Source organism: Amycolatopsis sp. NPDC006125 (assembly GCF_040614195.1).
GTDB classification, from domain to species: domain Bacteria; phylum Actinomycetota; class Actinomycetes; order Mycobacteriales; family Pseudonocardiaceae; genus Amycolatopsis_E; species Amycolatopsis_E tucumanensis.
Window position 1 is genome coordinate 27320 of record NZ_JBEXTZ010000020.1, and the last position, 22255, is coordinate 49574.

Below are 22255 nucleotides of genomic sequence, written 5' to 3' on the forward strand. Positions count from 1 at the left end.
TCCTTGTGTATGAACGTTCATTTTTATGACTGCGGGCCCGTCCGGTCAAGACGCGGCATCCGGCCGGTCTAGCTCGGATCGAGGTCGAGCAGGCGCGCGCCGTTGTCGTGCAGCCACGCGCACTTGGTGCGCTCGTCGAGCGCGAGCGCGGCCACTTCAGCGGCCAATGCACCGGTGGTCATGCCGTGCACCCATTCGATCCCCCCGAAGAGGATCTTGCTCCGGACCGTGGAAGCACCGTGCAGGAGCAACGGCTCCCACCCGGATCCTGGCCGGGTCATGTGCCGCGGCCGGTGCGTGGAGAACTCCAGGTAGACGTTGCGGTGCCGCTGGCACAGCGTCATCATCTCCAGGACCCAGGGCCAGCCGCCGTGCCCGGCGATCACCACCAGGTCGGGGTGCCGCCGCGCGATCTCGTCCACCTCCCGCCACGTACACCAGTTCATCGGCACCCGGGTCGACAGGTTGTGCCCGGTGTGCACCCACAGCGGCACACCCAGCTCACTCACCGTCCGGTAGAACTCGTGCGCGCCCTCCGACAACGGCTCGGCGACGTCCAGGAAGTGGGTAACCGACACCCCGCGCATGCCGAGTTCGAGCACGCAGCGCCGCACCTCCGCGATCGCCGCGGCGGGATCGGCGAGGTTCACGCTCGCCCACGCCTGCAGGCGTTCGGGATGACGCGCGGCGAACTCCGCGATCCGGTCGCTCACCATCCCGACGCCCGGCAGCGGCCGCATGCTCGAGTGGATGACCTGGTGCCGCACCCCTTCCCGCGCCAGGCGGGCGACGTAGGCGTCCAGGTCGAGATCGAACACCGGGCTCGCCAGGAGCAGGTCGAGCGCGGCGTCGGGATCCTTGCTCGCCGCCGCGAAGTCCCGCGGGTCCAGCCCCGCGGTGACCGCGAGCCGCTGGCCGAACAGGCGGAAGTAGTCCGGCGCGTACTCGGCGAACCCCCCGAGGTAGGCGCGCCAGCAGTCGCGGTCGAGCACCATGCCCGACATGTCGACGATCGGGTGCGGGTGGACGGTCATGCATCACCTCTCCGGTTCGCGAAGAGGCCGGGACCGGTCTCAGCGAACCTTGCTGATCGAACGGAGGACGAGATCGGCGTAGAAGGCCGCGAACGCGGTGTCCGACACCGGGCCGTCCGGACTGAACCAGCCGGCCACCCGGAAGGACATGTCGAGCGCGGCAGTGGCGGCCATCCGCACCGGGTCTCCATTGGGCACCTTGGGCAGTTCGAAGGCGCCTGCCGCGGCACCTTCGCGGATGACATCGGAGACCCTGGCCCGGATACCGAGCCGGAGCCGGCGTACTTCGTCACGGTGCTCCTCGTCGAGCGCGCGCCACTCGTCGCCCACCACGGCTTCCTTGCGGTAACGCGTGTGGTGCAGCACGAAGGCCTCGATCAAGCCGTGCAGGCGCTCCGGCGCGGGCGCGTCCGCGCGGACCGCGTCGAGCATGCGGTCGAGCGCGGCGTGCCCGTCCATGATGATCGAGTACAGCAGCTCTTCCTTGGAACCGAAGTGGTTGTAGAGCGCACCGGGGGTGAGTCCGCAGGCCTCCGTGATGTCCCGCACGGACGTCGCGTGAAAACCCTTGTTGTAGAACAGGCGCGTGCCCGCCTCCTGCAACCGGACCCGCGGGTGCTGCCCGTTCCTGCTCCGCGACCTGACCGGCGTCCCCATCGCTTCCCACCGACTTCCGTGCACCTGGGCCGTGCGCCCGGTGGCCGGGCGCGTTGAGCCCGGCCACCGGGATGTATGATCGTTCATACATCGACCGTGCCGTCAACCCTACCGGAACCCGCGGACACGACGATCTGTGACCTGGCACACGCGGATCAGCACCACACCTCCGCGCTGTCGTCGGTGTAGCCGAGCGAGCGGTACACGGCGTCGACCAGGCTCTGCCCCCTCTCGTTGAGCAGGGTGCCGGGCCCCATGTTGTTCATGGTGTAGCCGAAGGACATGCGGTCGGCAGGCGAGGCGAAGCCGATGCTGCCGCCGAAACCGGGGTGGCCGAAAGCGTCCTGGGACAGGATGACGCTGTCGCGCAAGCCGTAGGGGCGGTGCCGGTTGTCGATCGACCGGAAGAAGCCTGCCGAGAACCGGCTGCCGATCAGCAACGTCTCGTCGTGCCCCGCCGACATGGTCGTCGACATCCGCGTCAGCGCGCGCCGGTCCACCAGCTGCACCCCGCCGAGGCCGCCGCCGCACGCCAGCGGCGCGTACATGCCGGCGAGGCCACGGGCGTTGCTGATCCCGCCCGCGGCCCCGATCTCGGCGGCGTGCGCCTCGCGGGAGTCGAACCCGGTCGGCCCGGGCAGCATGTACCCGCCGGAGTTGGCGAAGATCTGGCCGGGGATGGACTCCGGCTTGGTGGCCGCCATGGTCATGAAGAGCGATGGCTCGTCGCCCTCGCGCGGCTCGGGGAAGATCATCGGCGCGACCCGCGGTTCGACCTCCTCCGGACACCCGATCCAGAAGTCCAGGCGCAGCGGCCCGGCGACCTCCTGCTGGAAGAACTCGCCGAGCGACCTGCCGGACACTCGCCGGACCAGTTCTCCGACCAGCCAGCCGAAGGTCAGGGCGTGGTAACCGTGCCTGCTTCCGGGCTCCCACGCGGGCTTCTCCACCTCGAGAGCGGCGACCATCCGGTCCCAGTCGAAGAAGGCACAGTCAGGCAACGGCGTGCTGATCACCGGAAGTCCACTTTGGTGGGTCAAGAGCATTCCCACCGTGATGTCCTCCTTGCCCGACTGGCCGAATTCGGGCCAGTAGCGGGCGACCGGCGCGGCCAGGTCCAGCTGCCCGCGGGACACGAGCACGTGGGCGCACAGCGCGGTCGCCCCCTTGGTGCAGGAGAAGATCACGCTCGCGGTGTCCCGCTCCCACGGGCGGCCGGTCTCCCGATCGGCGACGCCACCCCACAGGTCCACCACCGGTTCGCCGTCGATCATCACGCAGACCGAGGCGCCCACCTCCCCGCGGTCGGCGAAGTTCCGCTCGAACTCCTCGCGAACGCGCGAGAACTCTTCCGCACAGCTACCACCGATCATCGGACTTCCTTTCCTCGGACGCACTCCGTCGTGCGCCCCGTGTTCATCCCCCAACCGACTGCTGGAGGGACGCCAGCAGCGCCGGAAGCGCCGCCGGAAGCTGCTCACCCGCGATGCGTGCCGTCTGTTGCCAGCCGTCCAGCAGGCGCGGCAACAGATCGGGCACCTGCTGTGCCAGTTGCGCGGTGCCGGCCGGAAGAGCGGTCAGCGCCGCGAAACCGGTGCGCGGAACGTCCATCAGGGACCGGATGGTGCCGGCCGCGGCCAGCTTTCCACCGCACCCGAAGATCGTGCAGTCCTTCGGCGCGTTCGGGCCCAGCTGCGCCACCGCGAGGTTGTCGGGAACGCTGACGAACAGGCTCGGGTCGACCGCACCCGGCTTCGGCGCGACGTAGGGCGGCGGGGCCGGCTGCCGGGGAGTGACGACGGACTGCGTCAGAAGGCGGAAGAACTCGTACTCGACGCGGGTGGTCTGGCCCGGCGCGACGGCGGTGAGCGGATCGCCCGCGTCGAGCCGGCTCGGTGGCCAGTTGAGCGTCCCGCTCGAGCGGGTCACCACCATGTCCAGCCCGGGGATCACGAAGACGTGCTGGCCGAAGAACCCGTAGGAGAAGTACATGTCGGCGGGAGCACTGGCGATCATCGGCGCAGGGTTGCGTGTGGACGCGAACGCGGACGGGGTGATCCAGTACGGGCCGGCGTTGAGCCAGGTGAGGTAGCCGTAGCCGGGGTTGGTCGGGCTCGGCGTGCGCAGTTCGCGGAGGTAGCTCTCGGAGATCAGCCGCTTTCCGTCGAAGGTGCCGTTGTTGGCCAGCAGCTGACCGATTCGCCCGAAGTCGTGTCCGGGCAGGAACAGGTTGGACCAGCCGTCGGTGTTGCCTGCGCGGTCCCGCAGCCAGAACCAGTGGGCGCGGGGGATGCCGACCGGGCCGAAGAGCTCGCGCTGCGCGAAGTCCTGGAGGTCCTCACCGACCGCGCGCTGCACCACGAAGGCCACCACGGACGGCCCGGTCTGCGAGTACCGGTAGAAGGTTCCGGGCTGGTGGTCGAACGGCAGGGACAGGAACTCGCGGACGCGGTCGGGCATCGCGAGGTTCAGCTCGCGTGTCCAGTTCGCCCTGATGCCGCTGGTCTGGGTCAGCAACTGGCGGATGGTGACGGCGCGGTGGGCTTCGTCCCCGAGGTCCGGCGGCAGGTACTTCCCGATCGGATCGTCGACGGAGAGGAGGCCGAGAGTAGCGGCCCGGCCGGCGAGCAGGGCGGTGATCGTCTTGGTCTGGCTCCAGTTGTTGCCCGGGACATGACCGAGCAGCGGGTCGAAGATCCCCGTCCCGACAAGGCAGTTGTGCCGGTAGACCTGCACCGTCTCGGACCCGTTGACCGAGAGGAGGTTCAGCGCGTGGCCAAGGGTGACGGGATCGAGACCGACCTGCTCGGGGCGGGCGGTCTCGTACCGGTCGCCGGCGTCCGCGCACCTGGTTCCGCTCGCGGCCGTGGCGCGCTCCGGAGCGACCGCCGCGAAGGCGGTCGCGACCAGGGCCGCGGTCAGCACACCGGCGAGCACGGCCCACCGGCGCGAGAGTGACAGCTTCATCGATGCCTCTCCGGTTCCTGACAGGGTCGGTCTGGCCGGGTACTCAACCCGACCAGACCGGCCGTTGTCAACGATCGTTCATATACGGCTGTTCAGGTGAGGGCCTGCGCACGAAGTGGGGCGCGCAAAGTACGCCGACGTGGCGTAGCTGGCCTCAGCTGTATGAACGTTCATAATGGAACCGGCGGACAGGGGCAATGCCGCCCGCTCGAACAGGTGACGGGAGTCGTCCGCCTCAGATCGGATTCACCCAGCCGGGTGACGCACGCCCCAAGCGCGCAACACGGCCTCGGTGTCCGCCCCAGGCTTTCGCGGTGCCTCTGGGAGGTCGGGTGCGCTGCGGGAGAACCTCGGCGCCGGCGCGGCCTGGCGGACGCCGCCCAGCTCGACGATCGTGTCGCGCCCTGCGAGCTGCGGTTCTTCGACCGCCTCCGCGAAGTCGAGCACCGGTGTGACACACGCGTCGACGCCGGCGAACCGCTCGGCCCACTCGTCACGGCTCCGCGTCTCGAAGGCCTGCTGGAAGGCTTGTCGCAGACGCGGCCACCCGGAGCGGTCGAGCTGCTCCGGCAAGTCGGCGTCGCCCAGTCCGAGCCCGTCGACGAGCTGGGCGTAGAACTGCGGCTCGATCGCGCCCACCGCGACGTAGCGGCCGTCGCGGCACCGGTAGGTGTCGTAGAAAGGCGCCCCGCTGTCGACGAGGTTCGACGCCGCCTCGTCCCGCCACTGGCCGACGCCACGCAGTGCCCACACGCCCTGCGCCAGCGACGTCACGCCGTCGACGATCGCCGCGTCGACCACCTGCCCGTGGCCCGAGCGCCCGCGCTCCCACAACGCCGACAGGACGCCCAGGACGAGGTACAGCGATCCACCACCGAAGTCCCCGACCAGGTTAAGGGGCGGCGTAGGACGCGCGCCGGCCGTGCCGATGGCGTTCAACACACCCGTCACGGCGAGGTAGTTGATGTCGTGCCCGGCCTGGTCGGCCCGGGGCCCGTCCTGACCCCAGCCGGTCATGCGGCCGTAGACCAGGCCCGGATTGCGGTCCAGGCACTCCTTCGGGCCGACGCCCAGCCGCTCGGCGACCCCCGGCCGGAAGCCTTCGATCAGCACATCGGCCTTCTCGGCGAGCGCGAGCACGAGGTCGCGTCCCTCCGGTTGCTTCAGGTCGGCCGAGATCGAGCGCCGACCGCGTAGCAGCCAGTCATCGGCGCCTTCTGGCACCACACGCAGACCACCCCTGGGCCGCTCGACGCGGACCACCTCCGCCCCCAGATCGGCCAGGAGCATGGCCGCGTGGGGCCCCGGGCCGATCCCTCCCAGCTCCAGAACGCGCAACCCGCACAACGGTCCCGCCACGGCTGTCCTCCTCCTCGGTCCGGCCGGCGGGAGTGCACCTCAGGCGAGCCGGAGCAGCAGCGACGTCGTGTCGCCACCACCGGAAAGGCCCACCGTCATCGCCGTCCGCCGGCCACTGTCGGCAATCCGCTCGGAACTACCAGCCAGAGCGCGCGCGGGCAAGCGGGGATAGGGGTTCACCAGGTTCGCGGTGGGGGCGACCCCACCCCGGTGCCCACCCCGGTGCCCGCCGCGTTGACCGCGAAGGTGATCGGCCCGTACCGCTGCTCCACCTCGGCGACCGCGGACTGCACCGAATCCAGGTCCCGCACGTCACCTGGGCACGCCACCCCACTGCATTACGATGGAAATTGGATGATCACAACTACGCGAGCAGCCCAATTGACCTCGTCTACCAGTACCCGTAGACCGACAACCCCACGATTTCCTTTCGCAACTAGCACCCCCCTATTCTCCGGATCATGGATCTTGACCATTCCGAACTCCGATTCGAACTGTCTGACAAACACCTCGGTCAAGCCGACAGCCACAGGGGCGAGCGGAGGGCTTCGATAAACCTCGACCTCAACAGGGCCGTCCACGACACTCTGCACCGCGACGTAGAGCGAATCCGTATCGAAATGGACGTAATCGATCGACGCGTCCCATCCCCTGTGATCTGCCGAACTTTCAGAGTCTTCGATTAACAGGAGGCCATGGTCAAAGTACGCAGTTAACGATCCAATAAGACCTTCTTCAGTTGTAGTCATAGTTTTCTCTCCTTAGCTGCCCCACCATTCCACCCTGCTGCCGCGCACATGACTGTGTCCACGATTATCAAGGTGATGACCATGATGCTGGCCGACGCCGCCGACGAGCGCCTCGTCCCGGTCAACCCATCCAGCCTCGGCGAGCAGGTCGTCGCGATCGCGGCGCAGGCCAGCGCGCTGGTCGGGCTGTGGGCCGGGTTGCTCATCATCACCGCCGCTTGGACCGGTGCTCGCTGGGATGAGCTGACCGGCCTGCAACGCCGCCGAACGCCCACCTCGACGACGGTGAGATCGTCATCAACCCGCAGATCGGTGTGCTGCACGAGGTTAACGGGGCAGCTGGAACCTGTCCCAGCCGTCCAGCGCGGCCGTCAGCCGTACGCAACCGCGCCCATCTCGCCGCAACCGGCACGACCCCGGACCGGGTCTCGGGCGCTTCGAGCAGGTTCGGGTCAGTTGGCCAAAGAGCGGCCGAGGAGGAGCCGTTAGGCGACCCCATTTGCCGCGAGAAGCATGATCCACTCCAGAATCGCTCCTGCACACCCCTGTTGATCTTGAAATCGACAAGGCAGGGTGAACGTGAAGAAAACATGAAAAAGCCCGCTGACCTGGACGTTTACCCAAAGCAGCGGGCCCAAACAGACCGTCGGGCTGACAGGATTTGAACCCGCGACCCCTTGACCCCCAGTGTGGCCGATCCAATCCGCTGACCTGCACAAACAGAGATTCGCCTGCACAGAGCGGGGCAGTTGTGGCCGGCCGAGGACGATTCAACGCAACACGTGCTTATCCGTCGCTCCACATTTGCTCCCGCTCCTGCAGGCTGTTGCGTCGCCCTGCGGAGGTGATATCTGACTCCCGCTCGGCAGGCGGCGCACCACTCGTGCCGCGCCGCACGCGCTCGCGCCCCAAAACGCTGATGCCCAGGGCCACCTATGCGGGGAACAGCGCGTAGTAGCCGTCGGGCGGAGCGCCGGGGCCGTGCCATGGCGAAGTGGCGGGCCAAGCCGGGACCCCGCTGGGCGGCGTCGCCACGTCGCGGAGCACGTATCGGGGCGTGACCTGCGGGGTGCCGCGGTCGAGGAAGTGGTAGTTCAGACGGAGCAGCCACTGCTTGACCGGCCCCGCCTGCGCAGTGACGGTATCGATCGCGGAGACCAGTTGAGTGCGGTCCGAGAACTGGTCGAGGACCGTGCAGTCACAGAAGTAGGCGATCGCACCGATCTCACCCTCGAGGCGAACCGGTTGATCGCCTACGAGCGCCTTCAGGTCCCGGCCGACCGTCGCGTACTGCGCGGGACTGGCCCAGTTCGTCGTCACCGCCGCCATTCGCCAGGGCAGACCGTGCTGCACGGCGAATCCCAGCTAGCACACGACCAGGAAAACGGCGGCGAGAGCGAACCCGCGGGCAACCGCACTGGCGGCAAGCGCAGCAAAAAGGGAGAGGCAGATCAGCGACGGTCCGTAGTACCAGTGGTAGGGCGGCACGCCGAGGATCGTGTAGGCGAGGTAGTGCAGGATTCCCCCCCAGCCCGAACGCGGCCGGCAGGGACAACTGCGCCCGCCGTCTCGTCCAAGCAGCGAAAGCCAGCACGCCGAGCACCGCAGGCAGGAAGGCCAGCACGATCGCCGCAGGATAGAACCGCAGCAGGAGAAGCGGTCCCTCGCCGAACTGGTGACCACCCCACGATCGCTGCTGCGTCTTGATGAGCAACGTGTCCGGAACGAACGACCCCAGGACCACCCAGCTGAACACGAACCACGGCCCGGCAACCATCCCAGCGGCGACGACGGCCTTCCACCACCCGCGCCACAGCGAACGGCTCGCCGCGAACAACACCACAACAACGATCGCCAGGTCGAACCGGGTCAACACCGCCAGCCCCGCACACACGCCGAAGACCCACGGCCGCGACTCCACCGCTGCCATCAGCATCAGCGCCAGCACCGCGGCACCGAGGGCGACCTCGAGCCCCACCGCCGACAACAGCAGCGGATTGAGCAACACGGCCAGCCACGCGGCAACCGCACCCCAGGCCGGCAGGGAGAGTGCCCGCATGACCCGTAGCAGCGCGGCCGCAAGTGCCATGTTGGCGACCACGAACAGGACCCCGAGGGCCCACACCGGGTGCCTGAGCAAGGCGGTGAGAGCACCCAGAAGCAGCACATTCAACGGCGATGTCGCCGTGTTCGACGTCTGCTCCGCGATGAGACCCCAGTGCCCGTGCAGCCCGAGATTCCGCGCATAGGTGAGCGTGATGTAGGAGTCATCGATGATGCTCGCGTGGACGAGCCAGAACACCACGGCCGACACGATCGCGAGCAGCGCAACAACGCCTGAGGTTCGACGCGACGAGCAGCGCCCTGACGGCGACGTTCGCCGTGGCATTGCTTGTGCAGGGAGCGCACTCACCATGCAGTTGACTCCTGACGAAGGCTGAACGAGCAGAGCTTAGGCGACCGCCGACGCGCAGCTCGACAGAGATCGCTGATGAGCTGCCAGCCCAGGACCCACCAGGACGAGTAGGACGATCGGGTCGATAAAGGACATACCAGCCAGGCACGCCCAGAATCGACCGTTTGGTGCGCGCCAGCACTTCGCCGGCCACCGTTCCACAGGAGCCAAAGGATTGCCACACCCACAAATCTTCCCGATGGCCGCGAACTCCGCCCACATGTAGTCGTTGCCTGTCCCGGTACAGTTCGCACATACACTCGACGGAATAGACTTACTTCGCACTCCCATCGCTTCGTCATTGAAACCATACTTACCGACCGCCGAGCGCGATCATCTATCGGCAACCCCTCGGCCGCCGTCTCTCCCATGTTTGCATTTGTCCAGCCGAACCTGGGTTCGAAGATTGTGGAAATGCTTATTTGCAGAACCCTAACACCCACGGTTTCTCGGACTTCGAAACCAGTTGGACCACTTCTTGGCGCAACTCCGGAGAGTACATAGTCGTTCTTCCACCGACTCGAGGAAACCGTTTCCTTAGACTCGACATCAGAGCGCTTCAGGTAGTTAGACGGCTTGGCCGACGGGATCGACAACAGACTCCGGCGAGCCGGAGGCGGCACCCCCTTCCACCATCATCTTTACGTCGCCACCTTATCCCGTGAACACGCACACAGATCTGGCATAGATTACGCAGACTCGTCCACGTTCACCCATCCGCAAGCATCGGAAGATGAGCGACGGTCACCACACCAAAGAAGCAGAACTCCAATACGACGTCATCACTCGGTGAATATATCCAGAAGTCTGCAATATTACTATCCAGCACGTCCGAAAGGTGCGCAAGGAAGTCTTCACATGATAACTCCAAGCTTGGAATCGCCAAGCTGCCCCAGAACACTACAATATTGCCGACACCGGAGACGAATTGTTGAATAATTGCGTCCAGCCCAGGTGAATCTCGATTCGTCGAACTGATCACCAACTCTTCGGGTACCGCCGTCCAATCGATCGCACCGTCGGAGTTGCGCGGGTAGCGACCGAGGCTTTCCCGTTCGTTGCGAAGATGTTCTGCCGGGTCCAACAGCTTCACCCCTGGCCGCCCAACCCACTCCGACCCGGGATGCCCCGGCAAATCGGAGCGAACCAGTCGAACCATAGACCGCGGAAGGAGGTCCGGCCTGGTTCCGTATACGTCCTCGAACGTCACCAGTTACCGTCCAATACTCTCGCGAAATCTTCTTCGGTTCCATTCCAGGCGACGGCATATTTACTTGCAGAATCACCCTTGCCGATTTCCACGTTGATATGGGGCCCCTTCACCGGGTCGTAGTCCAACCTCAGCCTCTTGAATTCACCATTCACCCGGGTAGTGAACCCTACAACTTTGCCATACGTCGACGGCGCAGACTCTAGACGACCAATGTACGGCTGTCGAGTCGCAGGATCGATCTCGCCGAGCAAATCGAGCGCCTTGTTTCGGGCTTGCTCGAAGCTGACGAAGCCGCCCATGACAACTTCCTTGCAGGGCCCTCCGGAATTATGTACGAGTACCGGCGCACTGCCCGCCACGACATAGTACGTGTGGACGGTGTCGATGGTCAGGTTGTAGGTCCGCAGCGTACCCGTGTACACCCGGACCGCCAGCACTGCCGCGTGGCCGTCGCCGGGGGTGTCGAGTTGTTCGGCAGGCTTGAGGGCAGCCGCTTCGGTCCAAGCGTGCGTCGTGGTGTCCCAGAACAGGTGGTGGGCCGTCGTGACGATGTCCTTCGGCCCGTCCGGGGCGGCGATGGTGAGGGTGGCGAAGTCGCGGTCGTCGTCGGTGATGTGGATCGCTGTGACCACATGTTTCTGGGTGTTCGAATCGTCCGGTTCGGCGTTCGTGATCTCGTCGCCGAGTTTGAGCGCAGCGATGGGTTTCGTGCTGCCGTCCGCCATGAGAACCGGCGTGTCGCCGGCGAAGCTGTTGCAGGATCGCGCGAGGTCCTGCGCGAGGGTGGACTCCGCACGCTCGCCGGCGATGTAGGACTCGACAGCACGTCCTCCGGCATAGGCCGCTTCAGCGCCCTTGACCACACCACCGCCGGGGATGAACCAGATCCCGACGTTGATGGCGCCCTTCAGGCAACCCACCACACTCGGGTTGTCGATGCACCGCTCGACGTCGGCGAGACCGGAGACCTCCCAGACCTCGTCGACCAGCCTGGCGAGGAAACCCTTTTCCTTCGGCGCCGGGTCGGAAGACGTCAGGTAGTTGGGCGGCATCGCGGACAGGATCGACAGCGGCGTGGGGATGCTCATCTTCGGCACGCTGGTGTCCATCAGTTCTGTCGGGGACAGACCCGGCGCCGGCCACTTGTTCGGGACCGGGTAGCCGTTCTTGGGCCAGTTGGCCGTTGCGCCGTAGCCAGTGTTCCGGCATTCGACGTTCATGCAGGAGGGGTCGGCCAACGGTTCCAGCCCGCTGGGATCGGGTCGGGTCAGCGGGTTCCCGAGACCGTAGGCGTAGCCGTTGAGCTGTTGCGGAACTGCCGTGTCGAGCACCGGGTCGACGGTGGTGAACCGCCCGGTGGCAGGGTCGTAGTCGCGTGCTCCGAGGTGGACCATGCCGGTCGTGTCCTGGTAGCCGCCCAGATAGCCGTGTTTGTCCGGCCAGGAGGTGGGTGCCGCGCCGCGGAGGACACCGTAGGGGTCCTGCCAGCGCTTGGTGACCGACAGGTCGGCCGCGTCCACGCTCGCGTAGGTGGTGTTGACGTTGTCCGTCAGCAACCACTTCAGCTGGCCGGACTTCCGCTCGGCGACGGGCAGGCTGCCGAAGGTGTAGAAGCGGGTGCCAACAGCCGTGGACGTGCCGGCCGCGACGAAGATTTCGAGGTCGTTGAGGACGAGGGTGGTGCCGGTGGCGTCCTTGGTCAGCAACCGGTTGCCGTCGGCGTCGTAGACGTAGCTGGTGACCTTGCCCGCGGCGTCCTTCGCGGTGGCTACCCGTCCTTCCGCGTCGTAGGTGTAGGTCAGTTGTGCAGCCGGACCGCTTTGGGTCGCTGTCCGCCCGGCAGCGTCGTAGGTGTAACTGGTGCGGGCACTGCCGGAAGGCCCGGTCGTGTCGACCGACTGGACGGCGTGGGGCTGCGGCTGCCCCGGCTGCGGGTAGGTCGAAACCGCCGCGGTGTCACCGGACGTGGCGTGCTGCGTTTCGGTGAGACGGTTGCCGGTCTGGTCGAAGCTCCACGACTTCCAGTACGGTGCCGCTCCGCCGAGAGTGGCGGCGCTGGCAGCGGCGGCACAGTCGCCGGATGCCGGTGTCCAGGCTTCAGTGAGCCGCTGCAGGTAGTCGTAACCGAAGCACTGGTTGTCCGACGGCGCACCGAGCGGGGTGTCGGCGATCTTGGTGATGTCGCGTGCCGCGTCGTAGGTGTAGGCCCGGTTCCCGATCATGTAGTCCGACGCCGTGGCCCGCTCGGCGAGGGTGCTCGCCAGCCGGTTCGTGCCGTCCTCGTAGGTGTGCGTGATCGAGATCTGGTGGGGGTCGTCGGGGTCCTGGTAGTTGTTCCGGAGGATCTGTCCGAACGGGTTGTAGTCCGTCTCGCTCACGAGTTCGGTGCCGGCGCTCGTTCCGGCGGCCAGCAGGGTCGCGGGTTTGTCCAGCGCGTCGTAGCCCGTGAGCATCGACTCGTCGGACAGTCCTCCCTTGGCCGGGCTGCCGTAGGAACGCAGGACGTCGCTCAGCGGGTCGTAGCGCCAGGAGAACGAGTAGGTTCCGCCCAGCCCGGTTTCGGTCAGCGGAATGGTGAACCGGGAGCTGGTGACCCGGCCCGCCGAGTCGTAGGTGACGACCGTGTTGGTGTAGGTCCTGCCGTCGGCGTACCTGCTCGAGCTGGCGAGTTTGCCCTTCAGGACGGTGTCGTAGGTCCAGGAGACGAGCTTGGTCCCGGTCACCGAGCCCTGGTACTCGGCGGTCTTGCGGCCGAGGTTGTCGTAGGTGTAGGCCAGCGTCCTGCCGCTGGCGTCGGTGCTGGTGAGCATCCGGTTGTCGGCGTCGTAGGTGTAGGTCGTGATGCCGGTGTCGGGGTCGGTCGTGGCGAACTTGCGCCCGCGGAGGTCGTACGTGGTGGTCCACGTGTTCCGCCCCGTGCTGTCGGTGGTCGACGTGAGCATGCCGGTGTGGTTGTAGCCGTAGGTCGTCACGTCGGCGGGGTCGCCGGGGTTCGTGTGCGCCCGGTCCTTGTACTGCACGAGCTGTGTCTTCTGACCGAGCCCGTCGGTGACCACGCTGCTCGCAATGCCGCCAGCCGGCGGAACGGTGGTGGTGCGATCCCCGTCGTAGGTAGTGGTCGTGCGCCACTGTTCCGTGCCGTAAAGCTCGTAGATCGAGGCGACCGCCCGGCCCGCGCTGTCGAACCGGGAGACTGTGGTGCTGGGTACGGCGTTGTCCTGCACCACGAGGAGGCTGGTGCCCGGGGCGGCGTCCTTGTTCCAGTAGGCGTCGTGCGTCTTCCACGTGCGCCCCTGGGAGTCGTAGAACGAATCGGTGACAACACGCCCGCCCTCGGCGTAGGACGTTGGCGCCTGGGTCTGCACCGTGCGGCCGAGTCCGTCGACCAGTTCGTACGTCGACGCGTACTTGCCACTGGACAGGAGGCGGTTCGCGGTCACCACGCTCGGACCGGTGGTACTGACCGTGTAGGAGTACGTCGTGGCAGCGGGCGCATTGGTGGATTTGTCGTGCCCCGGTGGCCACAACGCCGTGAGACGGCCCAGAGCGTCGTACGTGGCGTCGGTGCGCAGCCCGCTCTGGTCGACTTGCGCCGTCATGGCGCCGGTGATCGGGTCGAGGTACTGGACCGTCGTGAACCTGGTCGAATTGGTGCCGCTGACGGGCGGCGCGGTGGTGACGACCTGGGTCAGCGGGCCTCCGGTAGCCGGCGTGTAGGCGATGTTGGTGGTCAGCCCAAGTGGGTCGGTGGAGGCCGTCGGCCGGCCGTAGACGTCGAACTCGGCGGTGGTCGCGGGCGCGACGAACTTCTCGCTGCCGCCGGCGGGCCAGGAGTCGAGCGTGTCGGTGCGGGTGATGTCACCGGTACCCGGCGCCACGCCGAACGCCTGGTGGTCGAAGTAGGACCGGCTGTCGCTCACGATCGTCCCGCTGCTCGCCGGCGTACTGCACGGCCCTGCGGTCTTCTGCACCTGGCTCGTGTAGCTCATCAACCACGCCGCCGTGTTCTGGGCGTAGGTGTTCCGCGTGCAGGTGGCCTGAGCGGGATCACTGATGTCGCCGTCGTTCTCGACCTGCGTCGGCAGACCGTACGCATCGAAGGACGTGATCATGCGCGTGGTTCGCCACTTGTTCGCCGAGGCGATCCAGGTCCGCGTGCGGCTCGTGCCGGTGCCGGTGCGGAAGGCCTGGGTGCCGTCGGCGTTGGTCGCGGTCGCGGGCGAGATCCAGGGATCGTTGACGGTGTTCGCGATGACGTTGCCGTCGAGGTAGGTCAGCGATTCGCGCTGGAAGCCGCCGAGCGCCGTGCTGTCCGGGATCGTCCCGCCGAGACTGTCGGTGACCGAGACCGAGCGTTTGCCGCCGCCGGGCAGGGTGTCGCCGTCCATCCCCCGCAGGTAGAGCGCTTGGCTGACGGTCGGTGGACCGGCCGGGTCGCTGGTGGCCTGCCCCTTGGTGGTCTTGACTGTGGCGTAGCCACGCCACTGGGACCACGTCCGGTACTTCGGATCGCCCAGGTGGTTCTCGTCGTAGTGCCACGCCGCGCCACCGAGGTAGTCGTAATGGGTGAGCGCCTGCTGGGAGAAGGTCGTGCGGCCGTCCTCGGTCACGTCGGTGACGACGTACTTGTTGAACCAGTCCAGCACCGGGTCGGTAGCTCCGCCTGGTGTCCAGTAGACGGGGTAGCAGGCGAGGGTGTTGCTCTCCGGGTTGGCCGGCATGGTGACGCCGGGTACGCACTGCGGGTCGGCGTACTTGACGGCGATCACGCCACCCTGGTCGGTGGTGACGGCGTCGATGCGGTTACGGGTCAGCGCCGTGTACTTGCTGTTGGCATCCACCCTGTTGGCCAGCGCCTTGGGGTGGAACACCGTCGGCGGCATGCTCGCCGAACCGCCGGCCTTGCCCGTCTGGGTGATGGAGTCCAGCCACATCGCGGGGCTGGAACCGTCGCCGCTCGCCGGAAAGGATTGAACCAGTGACCACTGGGTGGCGGTTTTCCAGCCGGTCCCGCCGTCGGTGACCTGGGTGCTGATGCCGATCACCCGACGTTGGGTGAAGAACACCGGGGCCACGTTCCGGCAGGTCGCTCCCTCCGCGCACATCTGATCGGCGGGAACGTCGGGCCAGGCTGCCGCGTTCCCTGCCAGCTGGCCGGGGTCACAGGTGACCGCGCCGTTCGGAAGGCACCGTTCGGCCGTGTCGAACACGATCTGCGCGGGTGCGTGGGTGTAGAGGCCGACGACGTGGGTGTTGAACCCGTACTCGATGCGCAGCAGCTGGCCCTCGCGGATGTAGGGCGTTCCGGCGCTGGTCAGGTTCAGGTTCAGACCGTAGCGGTTGGTCTCGGGCTGGTAGTAGTAGGTGGTCGCATTGCCGTGCGGGTCCACCACGTAGTCGAGGTTCCAGCGCCAGGCCTGCTGGCACCAGGACGAGGCGAACGTGGCGCCGTTGCACGGTTCGCCTGCGTTGTTGCCGAAGACCGGCACGGTCCAGGTCGACTGGGTTTCGGGGTTCCCCGTCTGCCATCCGGGCAGGTGGTTGAGCCCGAAGAAGTACTGGGTGCCGTCGAGCGTGGTGACCTTCCAGTGCTCGCCGTCCTTGGCGCCGTTGGCCGCACCGGTCAGCTTCTCCACGCGCGCGCCGTTGTCGCCGCGGGGATGCCAGGTTCCGGTCGCGGTGTCCTTGATCAGCTCGGTGGTCGAGCCGCCCAGCGACAGCGTCGCGTTGTCACTGCCCCAGCACAGATCGCCGGTCTTGGTCTGACCGTTGTTGCCGCCCAGGTCTCCGGCGCAGGCCTTGTAGGACCGCTCGATGTACCCACCCGCAGTCGAGTTCCAGCCGTCGCCGATCTCGGAGGCCTGGTTGTTGGTCGCCGAGGTCAGCCCGTCGACGGTTCCCGACGAGTACTTCAACTCGAACGACGGCGACTTCCCGTTCGGTGCCTTCGGGGCTGAGATCGGGTAGGTGTAGGAGAAGTCACCGGACGACGTACCGGACGCCCACGAGCCCGCCGGCGAGAGTTTCGTGGCCTTGAAGTCGCCTCCGCCGCTCGCGGTGTCCGCGGTCGCTGCCAGCACTGTCACGCTCTCGGCGGCAAAGGTCGCTTCACCGGTCAAGCGGTGGGCACCCGCGTCGTTCTCGGAGTCGACCGGCTGCCCGGCGCGGCATTCCGGTTTGTCCGGTGTCGTGAGCACGCAGGCGGGGAGCTGTTCGAAGTGCAGGCGTTCGCCGAAGTCCGCTCCGTACGCGGCGGCGAAACCGCGGTAGTCGAGCGCGACTTCGACCGGCCCGGACGTGTCGCCGGAGATCGCCTTGAGTTCGAGCAGGGTTCCGGGGATACCGGCCCTCTCGGTGACCTGGCGGTCCACAGTGGCCACTTCGACCCGGCCCGCGCCGTGCCCGTCCGGAACCGTGGAGGCGTCGGCGGTGTAGCGGCCGGTGCGCGTGTCGCGGCCGTGGCCCCGCGTGACCGACACTGGAAGCTTGCCCGCGACCAACAGGGCCGGGGCCTTGCTGCCCTTGGCCGTGGCGGGTAGGTCCATCTGCGCCCGGTCCGGTGCGGGCCAGTTCACCGCGGGTGTCGGTGCCGAGGGCGTCGAAGCGGGAGCGTCACCGGCGAGAGCCGTCACGACCCGTCCGGTCACCGACTGCGCCGCTTGCAGGGGTGGCAGGTCCCAGCCGAGACCGTGCCAGCCCACGGGCTGGGCTATCGCCTGGTGTGCCGATGCCAGGAGGATCGCCGCTGTCGCAACGGCCGTCGTCCGCGCCCACCGCTTGATCTTCAACCGGCGCCTTGCCACGGTCATGATGATGATCGCCCTTGTCTCTCGGGAAGCGGGACGTGGATCAGAGGTGCCTGACACCGGAAAGGCTGCCCGGGTCATCGGTCTTGGCGTCGTACGCGATGTCGCCACCACCGCGCACACCCTGGTAGATCCGCACACCGGCCAGGCCGCCGTACCATCCATCGGAGCTCTGGCCGCTCCACACGCCGCGGCCGAGGAACAGGGTTCCGGTGCTCGCGCGGCTGGTGACTCCGCCTCCGTCTGGGGTGTTGGCGTAGGTGTGCTGCTTCACGCCGTTGACGTAGAGCGCGATGGTGTGGGTGGAGGCGTCGTAGGTCGCGGCGAGGTGGACCCAGGTGTTGTTCGCGGCGTCGGCGTCGCTGATCGCGTACCACGCGCCGGGGCCCGTGGTGGAGTTGCTGACGAGCAGCGTCCACTTCGGGTGCGGGGTGCCGTTGGCGTCGTTCCAGCTGTGGTACCCGAGCAGGATCGGCGAGTACTGGGAATCGTCCACGCCGACCACGGCTCGCCCGTTCGGGTCGACCGCGCCGCCGACGGCGACGTCGTCGGAAGTCCACCGGTGGTAGACCCAGGCTTCGACGGTGTAGGAGCGGTCGGTGCGGAAGCCTGCCGGGCGCCCGGCGTCGACCTGCCCGGTCCATGGTCTCGGGAACTGGGCCGAGCAGGCGTCAGGCGCTTCGGTGAGGCTGACGGGGCCGGATCCGGTTCCGGTGGTCTTGCGGATCGAGTCGAAGTAGCTGAACCCGGCGAGCGATGCGATTTGGTCGTCGGTCAGCGCCTGGCCCCACACCTGGACCCGGTCCACAGATCCCTTGAAGAAGTTGTTGACACCGAGGTAGGCCCCGACGGTGAAGGTGTCGACCGCGCTCCAGGCCGTCGGGACGACGTTCTGCCCTTCGAGCTTGCCGTTGACATACAACCGCACCCGCATGGTCGATTGGTCGAAGACGCCCGTCAGCAGGGGCCACACACCCGCCTGCGGGGCCTGCGAGCCGATCGCCCAGTGGTAGAGGTCGGTGCTGTTGTCGTCGGCGGAGGTCATCCCGAAGACCCAGCGCTTGACGTCGGGCGAGTACCGCAACTGGAAAGCGGCCTCATTGGTTCCGCCCTGGGAAAGGAGTGTGTAGTAGCCGTTGAGGTCGTCGAGTTTCGCCCAGGCCGACACCGTGAACGACTGGGTGGTGTCGACTGGCGGAGCGGCGTTGGCGTAGGCGCCGGTGCCGTCGAAATGGACGGCGCTCCCCTGCTGGCCGGTGGTCCAGGTGTAGCCGTTGTTGAGCGTCATCGCGTTGCCGAACGGGCTGGTGTCGTTCGCGGTGGCGCCGCTGCCTTCATCGAGAGCCCAGCTGCTCTGCAGGGACGGTGCCGTGGTGCCGAGGGCGGTGACGCAGCCCTCTGCGAGGCCGAACTTCGACACGGGCGCGGGAGCGTTGGCGAAGTCGTGTGCCTCCTGCGCGGACAGGACTCGCTGCCACACCTGGACGTCGTCGACCTGGCCTGCGAGGTAGTCGGTGCGGACGCCGTTGAACTTCGCGGCGCCGATCACGAGCCTGCCCGTCGAGGCCCATCCGGCTCCGACCGAGGTGGACTGCTTGACTCCGTCGACGTAGAGGGTGGTGGTGCCGGTGGATGCGTCGTAGGTGCCCACGAGGTGGGTCCAGACGCCGACCGTGGGCGGGCTCGTGGACTTGGCCCGGACCGTGGTGGCGTTGGCCTGGTCGGCGGTGGTCATGCTGAACGCCCAGGCGTTGTCGGCTTTTGAGTACTGCAGGTAAAAGCCGCTGGCCTGGTTGCCGTCCTGCGAGACCACGGTCTGGTAACCGTTGGTGTTGTTGAGCTTCGCCCAGGCGCCGACACTGAAGGATTTCGTCGTGTCCGCCACGGGACCGGTTGTGGTGTCGACGTAGCCACTCGAACCGTCCAGGGTCAGCGCGCCCTTGGTTCCCTCGCTGTAGCCCCCGGTGTCCGGATGGGTCCAGGAGTTGCCGTGGTCGTAGCCGGCGATCCAGTCACCGCCGCCGAGGAGCTCCGCGCCGTGCACGGTCAGCCCGGCGTTGTCGGGCGTGGTGTTGGCGGTGTCGGCCAGCACCCGGCCGCCCATTTCGTCGAGCGGCCACGCGCCGACCAGTCCCACGGCCGGGGTGAACGGGAGGACGTGGAAGGTGCAGGACGGAGCATCGAGGTTCCCGCTGGCGACGCAGGTGGCGTCAGGGCCGGGGGTGCCGGCTTTGTTGACGGCTTTGACCTTGATGTAGTTCTGGTTCCCGTTGACGGCGATTGCGGACAGGTTCGCAGTCGCGATCATCTTTCCGCTCGCGTCGGTGGCCTTCGTCGCCGTGATACTCGGCGACCCTTGCGGTTGTGGTTCGGAACCGTCGGTGGTGTAGATGAAGTGGTCGATGTCGTAGAAGTTGGCTGTGGCCATCCCGACGGAGACACTGAAGTGCGCGGTGTCGCCCTGGTAGGCGGGTGAGGTGCCGGTCATGCTGACTGTCGGCGCCAGCGGCACGGTCGAGTCGACGTAGAACTCGCAGCTGCCCACCCAGGGTGACCACAGCTGGCCGTCGTTGACCTGCATCGACCAGTTGTAGATACCGTCGCCGGTGATCCATCCCGCGGGCACGGCGGCGAACTGCGCGGTCGCCGCCTGGTTCGGGCCCGGGGTGCCCACAGTGACCAGGCTTCCCGCGTTGTCGTGCACGTTGGTGCTGTGCCCTGCAGTGCCGGCCCCCAGCGCGAAACCCGCGAACAATGTTCCGCCATCGGGGTCGGACACCAGGCCGGCCAGTTGCGGGGTCTTGGTCTGGATCCACGGCCGATTGGCACCCTGGACGCACTTCAGCGCGCCGTGCTGCATCGTCAGGTTCCAGGGCGTGTTCGGTAGGAGTTGTAGTTGACCTGCAGGTAAGGGTTGAGCGCGAATCGCCGCCACGCCGACACCGAGTTCTCGGTGCTGCCGATGAGCATGAACGTGGCGTTGGGCCAGCGCTGGTTCGCCGACGTCTGTGCCCCCGCGGTCGCGTCGAATTGGGCGATCACGTTCGGCGCGTCGTTGCAGTTCGCAACGTTGCTCGAACCGAGCTTCGAGCCCCAGATCGGCTGGGCGTTCCACGTCGTGTTCCCGTCGATCGCGCCGGCCAGCCACAGGTCGGTCGGGCTGGTTCCCGAGCAGTTGTAGGAATGCAAGACCGTCGCGTTCAACGATGCGGACTTCACGACGGTGCCGGCGAACTGGGCGGCGTTCATCTGGATGTAGGAGCGCGACACACCCGCGGCGTCGTAGTTCTCGTACCCGGCCTTGAGATCGGAGAGATCACCGGCGGTGGCGTTGTAGTTGTGCGCGGCCGGGTAACCGGACTGCACGACGACGTGCGCCTGAATCCCGCACGAAGTGCACCAGTTGTCCGGGTCCAGGGTGACCGGGTACTGCGTCTCCGGATCATCCAGGAACTCCTGGTTCGGCGAGACCTTCACCTGGTCATCGGTCAGCTCGACCTCCATCACGGATTCGTGCCGGCCACCGCCTTCCCCCAGCTGGGCTTCCGCTTCCGATCCCTCACCGGCGGAGTCCCACATGCGCGACGCGTCCCCGTCGAAGAGCACTTTGCCTTCCGGATCCTTGACCACGAAGCCGTCGGTCGCCTCTGTGGAGTCCGTCGGCGTGCCGTGTCCTTCGCCTTCCGCGAGGTCGACCGTGGTGTTCTTGGTGTAGAGCCCGAAGGGGATGGTGGCCAGAGCGGGATTGTCCGCGGCCTCGCGGGTCTTCACCACCACCTTCTGCATGTAGCCTTCCGGCACCGCCTCCACCTGCAAGTCCACGCCGGGCAGCACCTCCGCGTAGGTGGCCGTGTCCCCAGCCAGCGTCGGCACCGGCAGATCGGAGGTCCAGACCAGGCCGACAGAGTGGCCGTCACCATCTCCAGCGGTCACGATCGGCACCAGACGACCCGGCCCCACCCGGGTTCAGCGCCAGATCGACGGTCGTCGCCTTCGGCCCGACGCTTCCGTCCGCCCGCTTGACCAGTGTCGTGTCGATCGGAGCCCAGGTAGCGCCCTGTTTCACCCGTACCGGATGGGTGTATTCAGTCAGCGTCCAGGACCCATCGGGGTTGGCGACCGTTTCCGAGGTCTCGGTGGTCGCCGACGACACCACCACGGGCTTATCACCCTGCTGCGCCCAGAGCGCCGCGGTCGCCTCATCCGGAGCCGAATCCGGCACCAGGCCCGCGCTCACAGCCGAAGCCGGCGGGACCGCAACCGCGGACGCGACGGCCGTCACCACCGCGATTCCGAGCAGCAACCACCCACGACGTGACTTCACGAAGAGGTCCCCTCATCCCCAAGCGGGTGGTCCCAACCCACCCAGAGCGAAGATCAGACTCACAGATAGTTGACGTAAGTAAAATAGTCCGAAAAGGCTAATCAGCACAGCGTGATCAAGACGGTCGCCAATTGCCACTCGTTGAACCGGTCGCTATTTTCCAACAGCCGAGAAAACGGACAACAAGCCATCAACTGCCGACTCTCAAGCACATCTCTGCAACCCCGGATCACAAAGCCCGAAAGATGGCAGAACAAGTGGAGTGTCGGATTCCTCCCAGATGTCGCGACGTCAAGGCGGGGTCGAGTTGCACCATCGCGAAGAGAACAGCGACGAGCTGCGCGGCAGCGCACGGCGAAACATGAACAACAACGCTGAGGCGACGAGCCGCTTTCTTGACTCAGTTCACCGGGCGGTTGCCGGCCACGCCCCTCGTGGCCCTGCGACGCACCGCTGAGTGCCACCCGAAAGCTCCAAAAGAAGGGTTGGGTCCAGCCTTGTCGAGCAGACCAACAGCCACACCGCCCTACGCCTCAACGAGCCGAGGCAAACGAGGAACGCCGGGAATACTCAGCACCTCACCGCGCCCGGCCCCTGATCGAGGTTCCGGCCGCGGCATGGTAGCGGACGAGAGCTACTATCAAGGTTCTTCGATCAGACAACCGCCGGAAATCGAAGGGCCGACCCCTTT

General features: G+C 66.9%; 14 protein-coding genes. 1 reads left to right on the plus strand and 13 read right to left on the minus strand.

The annotated features are described in order from the left end of the window. Nucleotides 1–68: 68 nt before the first annotated feature. The 7 genes from ABZ193_RS12920 to ABZ193_RS12950 form a co-directional block, all read right to left on the minus strand. Nucleotides 69–1034 carry an amidohydrolase family protein gene (locus ABZ193_RS12920; RefSeq protein WP_354709967.1) on the minus strand — a complete coding sequence of 322 codons (966 nt, stop codon included), beginning with the start codon at nt 1032–1034 and terminating at the stop codon, nt 69–71. A gap of 39 nt (nt 1035–1073) precedes the next feature. Continuing rightward, nucleotides 1074–1691 carry a TetR/AcrR family transcriptional regulator gene (locus tag ABZ193_RS12925; RefSeq protein WP_167499114.1) on the minus strand — a complete coding sequence of 206 codons (618 nt, stop codon included), beginning with the start codon at nt 1689–1691 and terminating at the stop codon, nt 1074–1076. 155 nt (nt 1692–1846) lie between these two features. After that, the gene (locus tag ABZ193_RS12930; RefSeq protein ID WP_354709968.1) at nt 1847–3064 is read right to left on the minus strand and encodes a serine hydrolase domain-containing protein; all 1218 of its coding nucleotides are present in this window, start codon (nt 3062–3064) and stop codon (nt 1847–1849) included. A gap of 43 nt (nt 3065–3107) precedes the next feature. Continuing rightward, the gene (locus ABZ193_RS12935; RefSeq protein ID WP_354709969.1) at nt 3108–4658 is read right to left on the minus strand and encodes a serine hydrolase; all 1551 of its coding nucleotides are present in this window, start codon (nt 4656–4658) and stop codon (nt 3108–3110) included. 246 nt (nt 4659–4904) lie between these two features. Next, the gene (locus tag ABZ193_RS12940) at nt 4905–6017 is read right to left on the minus strand and encodes a CaiB/BaiF CoA-transferase family protein (protein WP_237336906.1); all 1113 of its coding nucleotides are present in this window, start codon (nt 6015–6017) and stop codon (nt 4905–4907) included. Between the two features lie 176 nt (nt 6018–6193). Next, the gene (locus tag ABZ193_RS12945; protein ID WP_272882755.1) at nt 6194–6328 is read right to left on the minus strand and encodes a hypothetical protein; all 135 of its coding nucleotides are present in this window, start codon (nt 6326–6328) and stop codon (nt 6194–6196) included. Between the two features lie 27 nt (nt 6329–6355). Then, on the minus strand, nt 6356–6766 hold the full coding sequence (locus ABZ193_RS12950) for a hypothetical protein (RefSeq protein WP_237336905.1): 411 nt from the start codon (nt 6764–6766) through the stop codon (nt 6356–6358). Between the two features lie 48 nt (nt 6767–6814). Between ABZ193_RS12950 and ABZ193_RS12955 the strand changes: the two genes are divergently transcribed. Beyond that, nucleotides 6815–7255, plus strand: coding sequence for a hypothetical protein (locus ABZ193_RS12955; RefSeq protein WP_354709972.1), 441 nt, complete (start codon nt 6815–6817; stop codon nt 7253–7255). 736 nt (nt 7256–7991) lie between these two features. Here ABZ193_RS12955 and ABZ193_RS12960 read toward each other — a convergent pair. The 6 genes from ABZ193_RS12960 to ABZ193_RS12985 form a co-directional block, all read right to left on the minus strand. After that, nucleotides 7992–9071, minus strand: coding sequence for a hypothetical protein (locus ABZ193_RS12960; RefSeq protein WP_354709974.1), 1080 nt, complete (start codon nt 9069–9071; stop codon nt 7992–7994). An 859-nt stretch (nt 9072–9930) separates the two neighbouring features. Further along, nucleotides 9931–10314: a hypothetical protein gene (locus tag ABZ193_RS12965; RefSeq protein ID WP_354709975.1), complete on the minus strand. Its 384-nt coding sequence runs from the start codon at nt 10312–10314 to the stop codon at nt 9931–9933. 113 nt (nt 10315–10427) lie between these two features. Further along, nucleotides 10428–17243, minus strand: a complete 6816-nt coding sequence (locus ABZ193_RS12970; RefSeq protein ID WP_354709977.1) for an RHS repeat-associated core domain-containing protein — start codon at nt 17241–17243, stop codon at nt 10428–10430. A gap of 40 nt (nt 17244–17283) precedes the next feature. After that, nucleotides 17284–20100, minus strand: a complete 2817-nt coding sequence (locus tag ABZ193_RS12975) for a LamG domain-containing protein (protein ID WP_354709978.1) — start codon at nt 20098–20100, stop codon at nt 17284–17286. 2 nt (nt 20101–20102) lie between these two features. After that, nucleotides 20103–21173 (minus strand): DNRLRE domain-containing protein, encoded by a 1071-nt coding sequence (locus ABZ193_RS12980; RefSeq protein ID WP_354709979.1) that lies wholly within the window; start codon nt 21171–21173, stop codon nt 20103–20105. After that, nucleotides 21154–21543, minus strand: coding sequence for a hypothetical protein (locus tag ABZ193_RS12985; protein WP_354709980.1), 390 nt, complete (start codon nt 21541–21543; stop codon nt 21154–21156). The genes ABZ193_RS12980 and ABZ193_RS12985 overlap by 20 nt, the downstream gene beginning before the upstream one ends. Between the last annotated feature and the right edge of the window lie 712 nt (nt 21544–22255).

Excerpts from the sequence above, each read along its gene's own strand:
- ABZ193_RS12920 (WP_354709967.1), bottom strand. The coding sequence starts at position 1,034 with ATGACCGTCCACCCGCACCCGATCGTCGACATGTCGGGCATGGTGCTC.
- ABZ193_RS12925 (WP_167499114.1), bottom strand. The coding sequence starts at position 1,691 with ATGGGGACGCCGGTCAGGTCGCGGAGCAGGAACGGGCAGCACCCGCGG.
- ABZ193_RS12930 (WP_354709968.1), bottom strand. The coding sequence starts at position 3,064 with ATGATCGGTGGTAGCTGTGCGGAAGAGTTCTCGCGCGTTCGCGAGGAG.
- ABZ193_RS12935 (WP_354709969.1), bottom strand. The coding sequence starts at position 4,658 with ATGAAGCTGTCACTCTCGCGCCGGTGGGCCGTGCTCGCCGGTGTGCTG.
- ABZ193_RS12950 (WP_237336905.1), bottom strand. The coding sequence starts at position 6,766 with ATGACTACAACTGAAGAAGGTCTTATTGGATCGTTAACTGCGTACTTT.
- ABZ193_RS12955 (WP_354709972.1), top strand. The coding sequence starts at position 6,815 with ATGACTGTGTCCACGATTATCAAGGTGATGACCATGATGCTGGCCGAC.
- ABZ193_RS12970 (WP_354709977.1), bottom strand. The coding sequence starts at position 17,243 with ATGACCGTGGCAAGGCGCCGGTTGAAGATCAAGCGGTGGGCGCGGACG.
- ABZ193_RS12975 (WP_354709978.1), bottom strand. The coding sequence starts at position 20,100 with ATGCAGCACGGCGCGCTGAAGTGCGTCCAGGGTGCCAATCGGCCGTGG.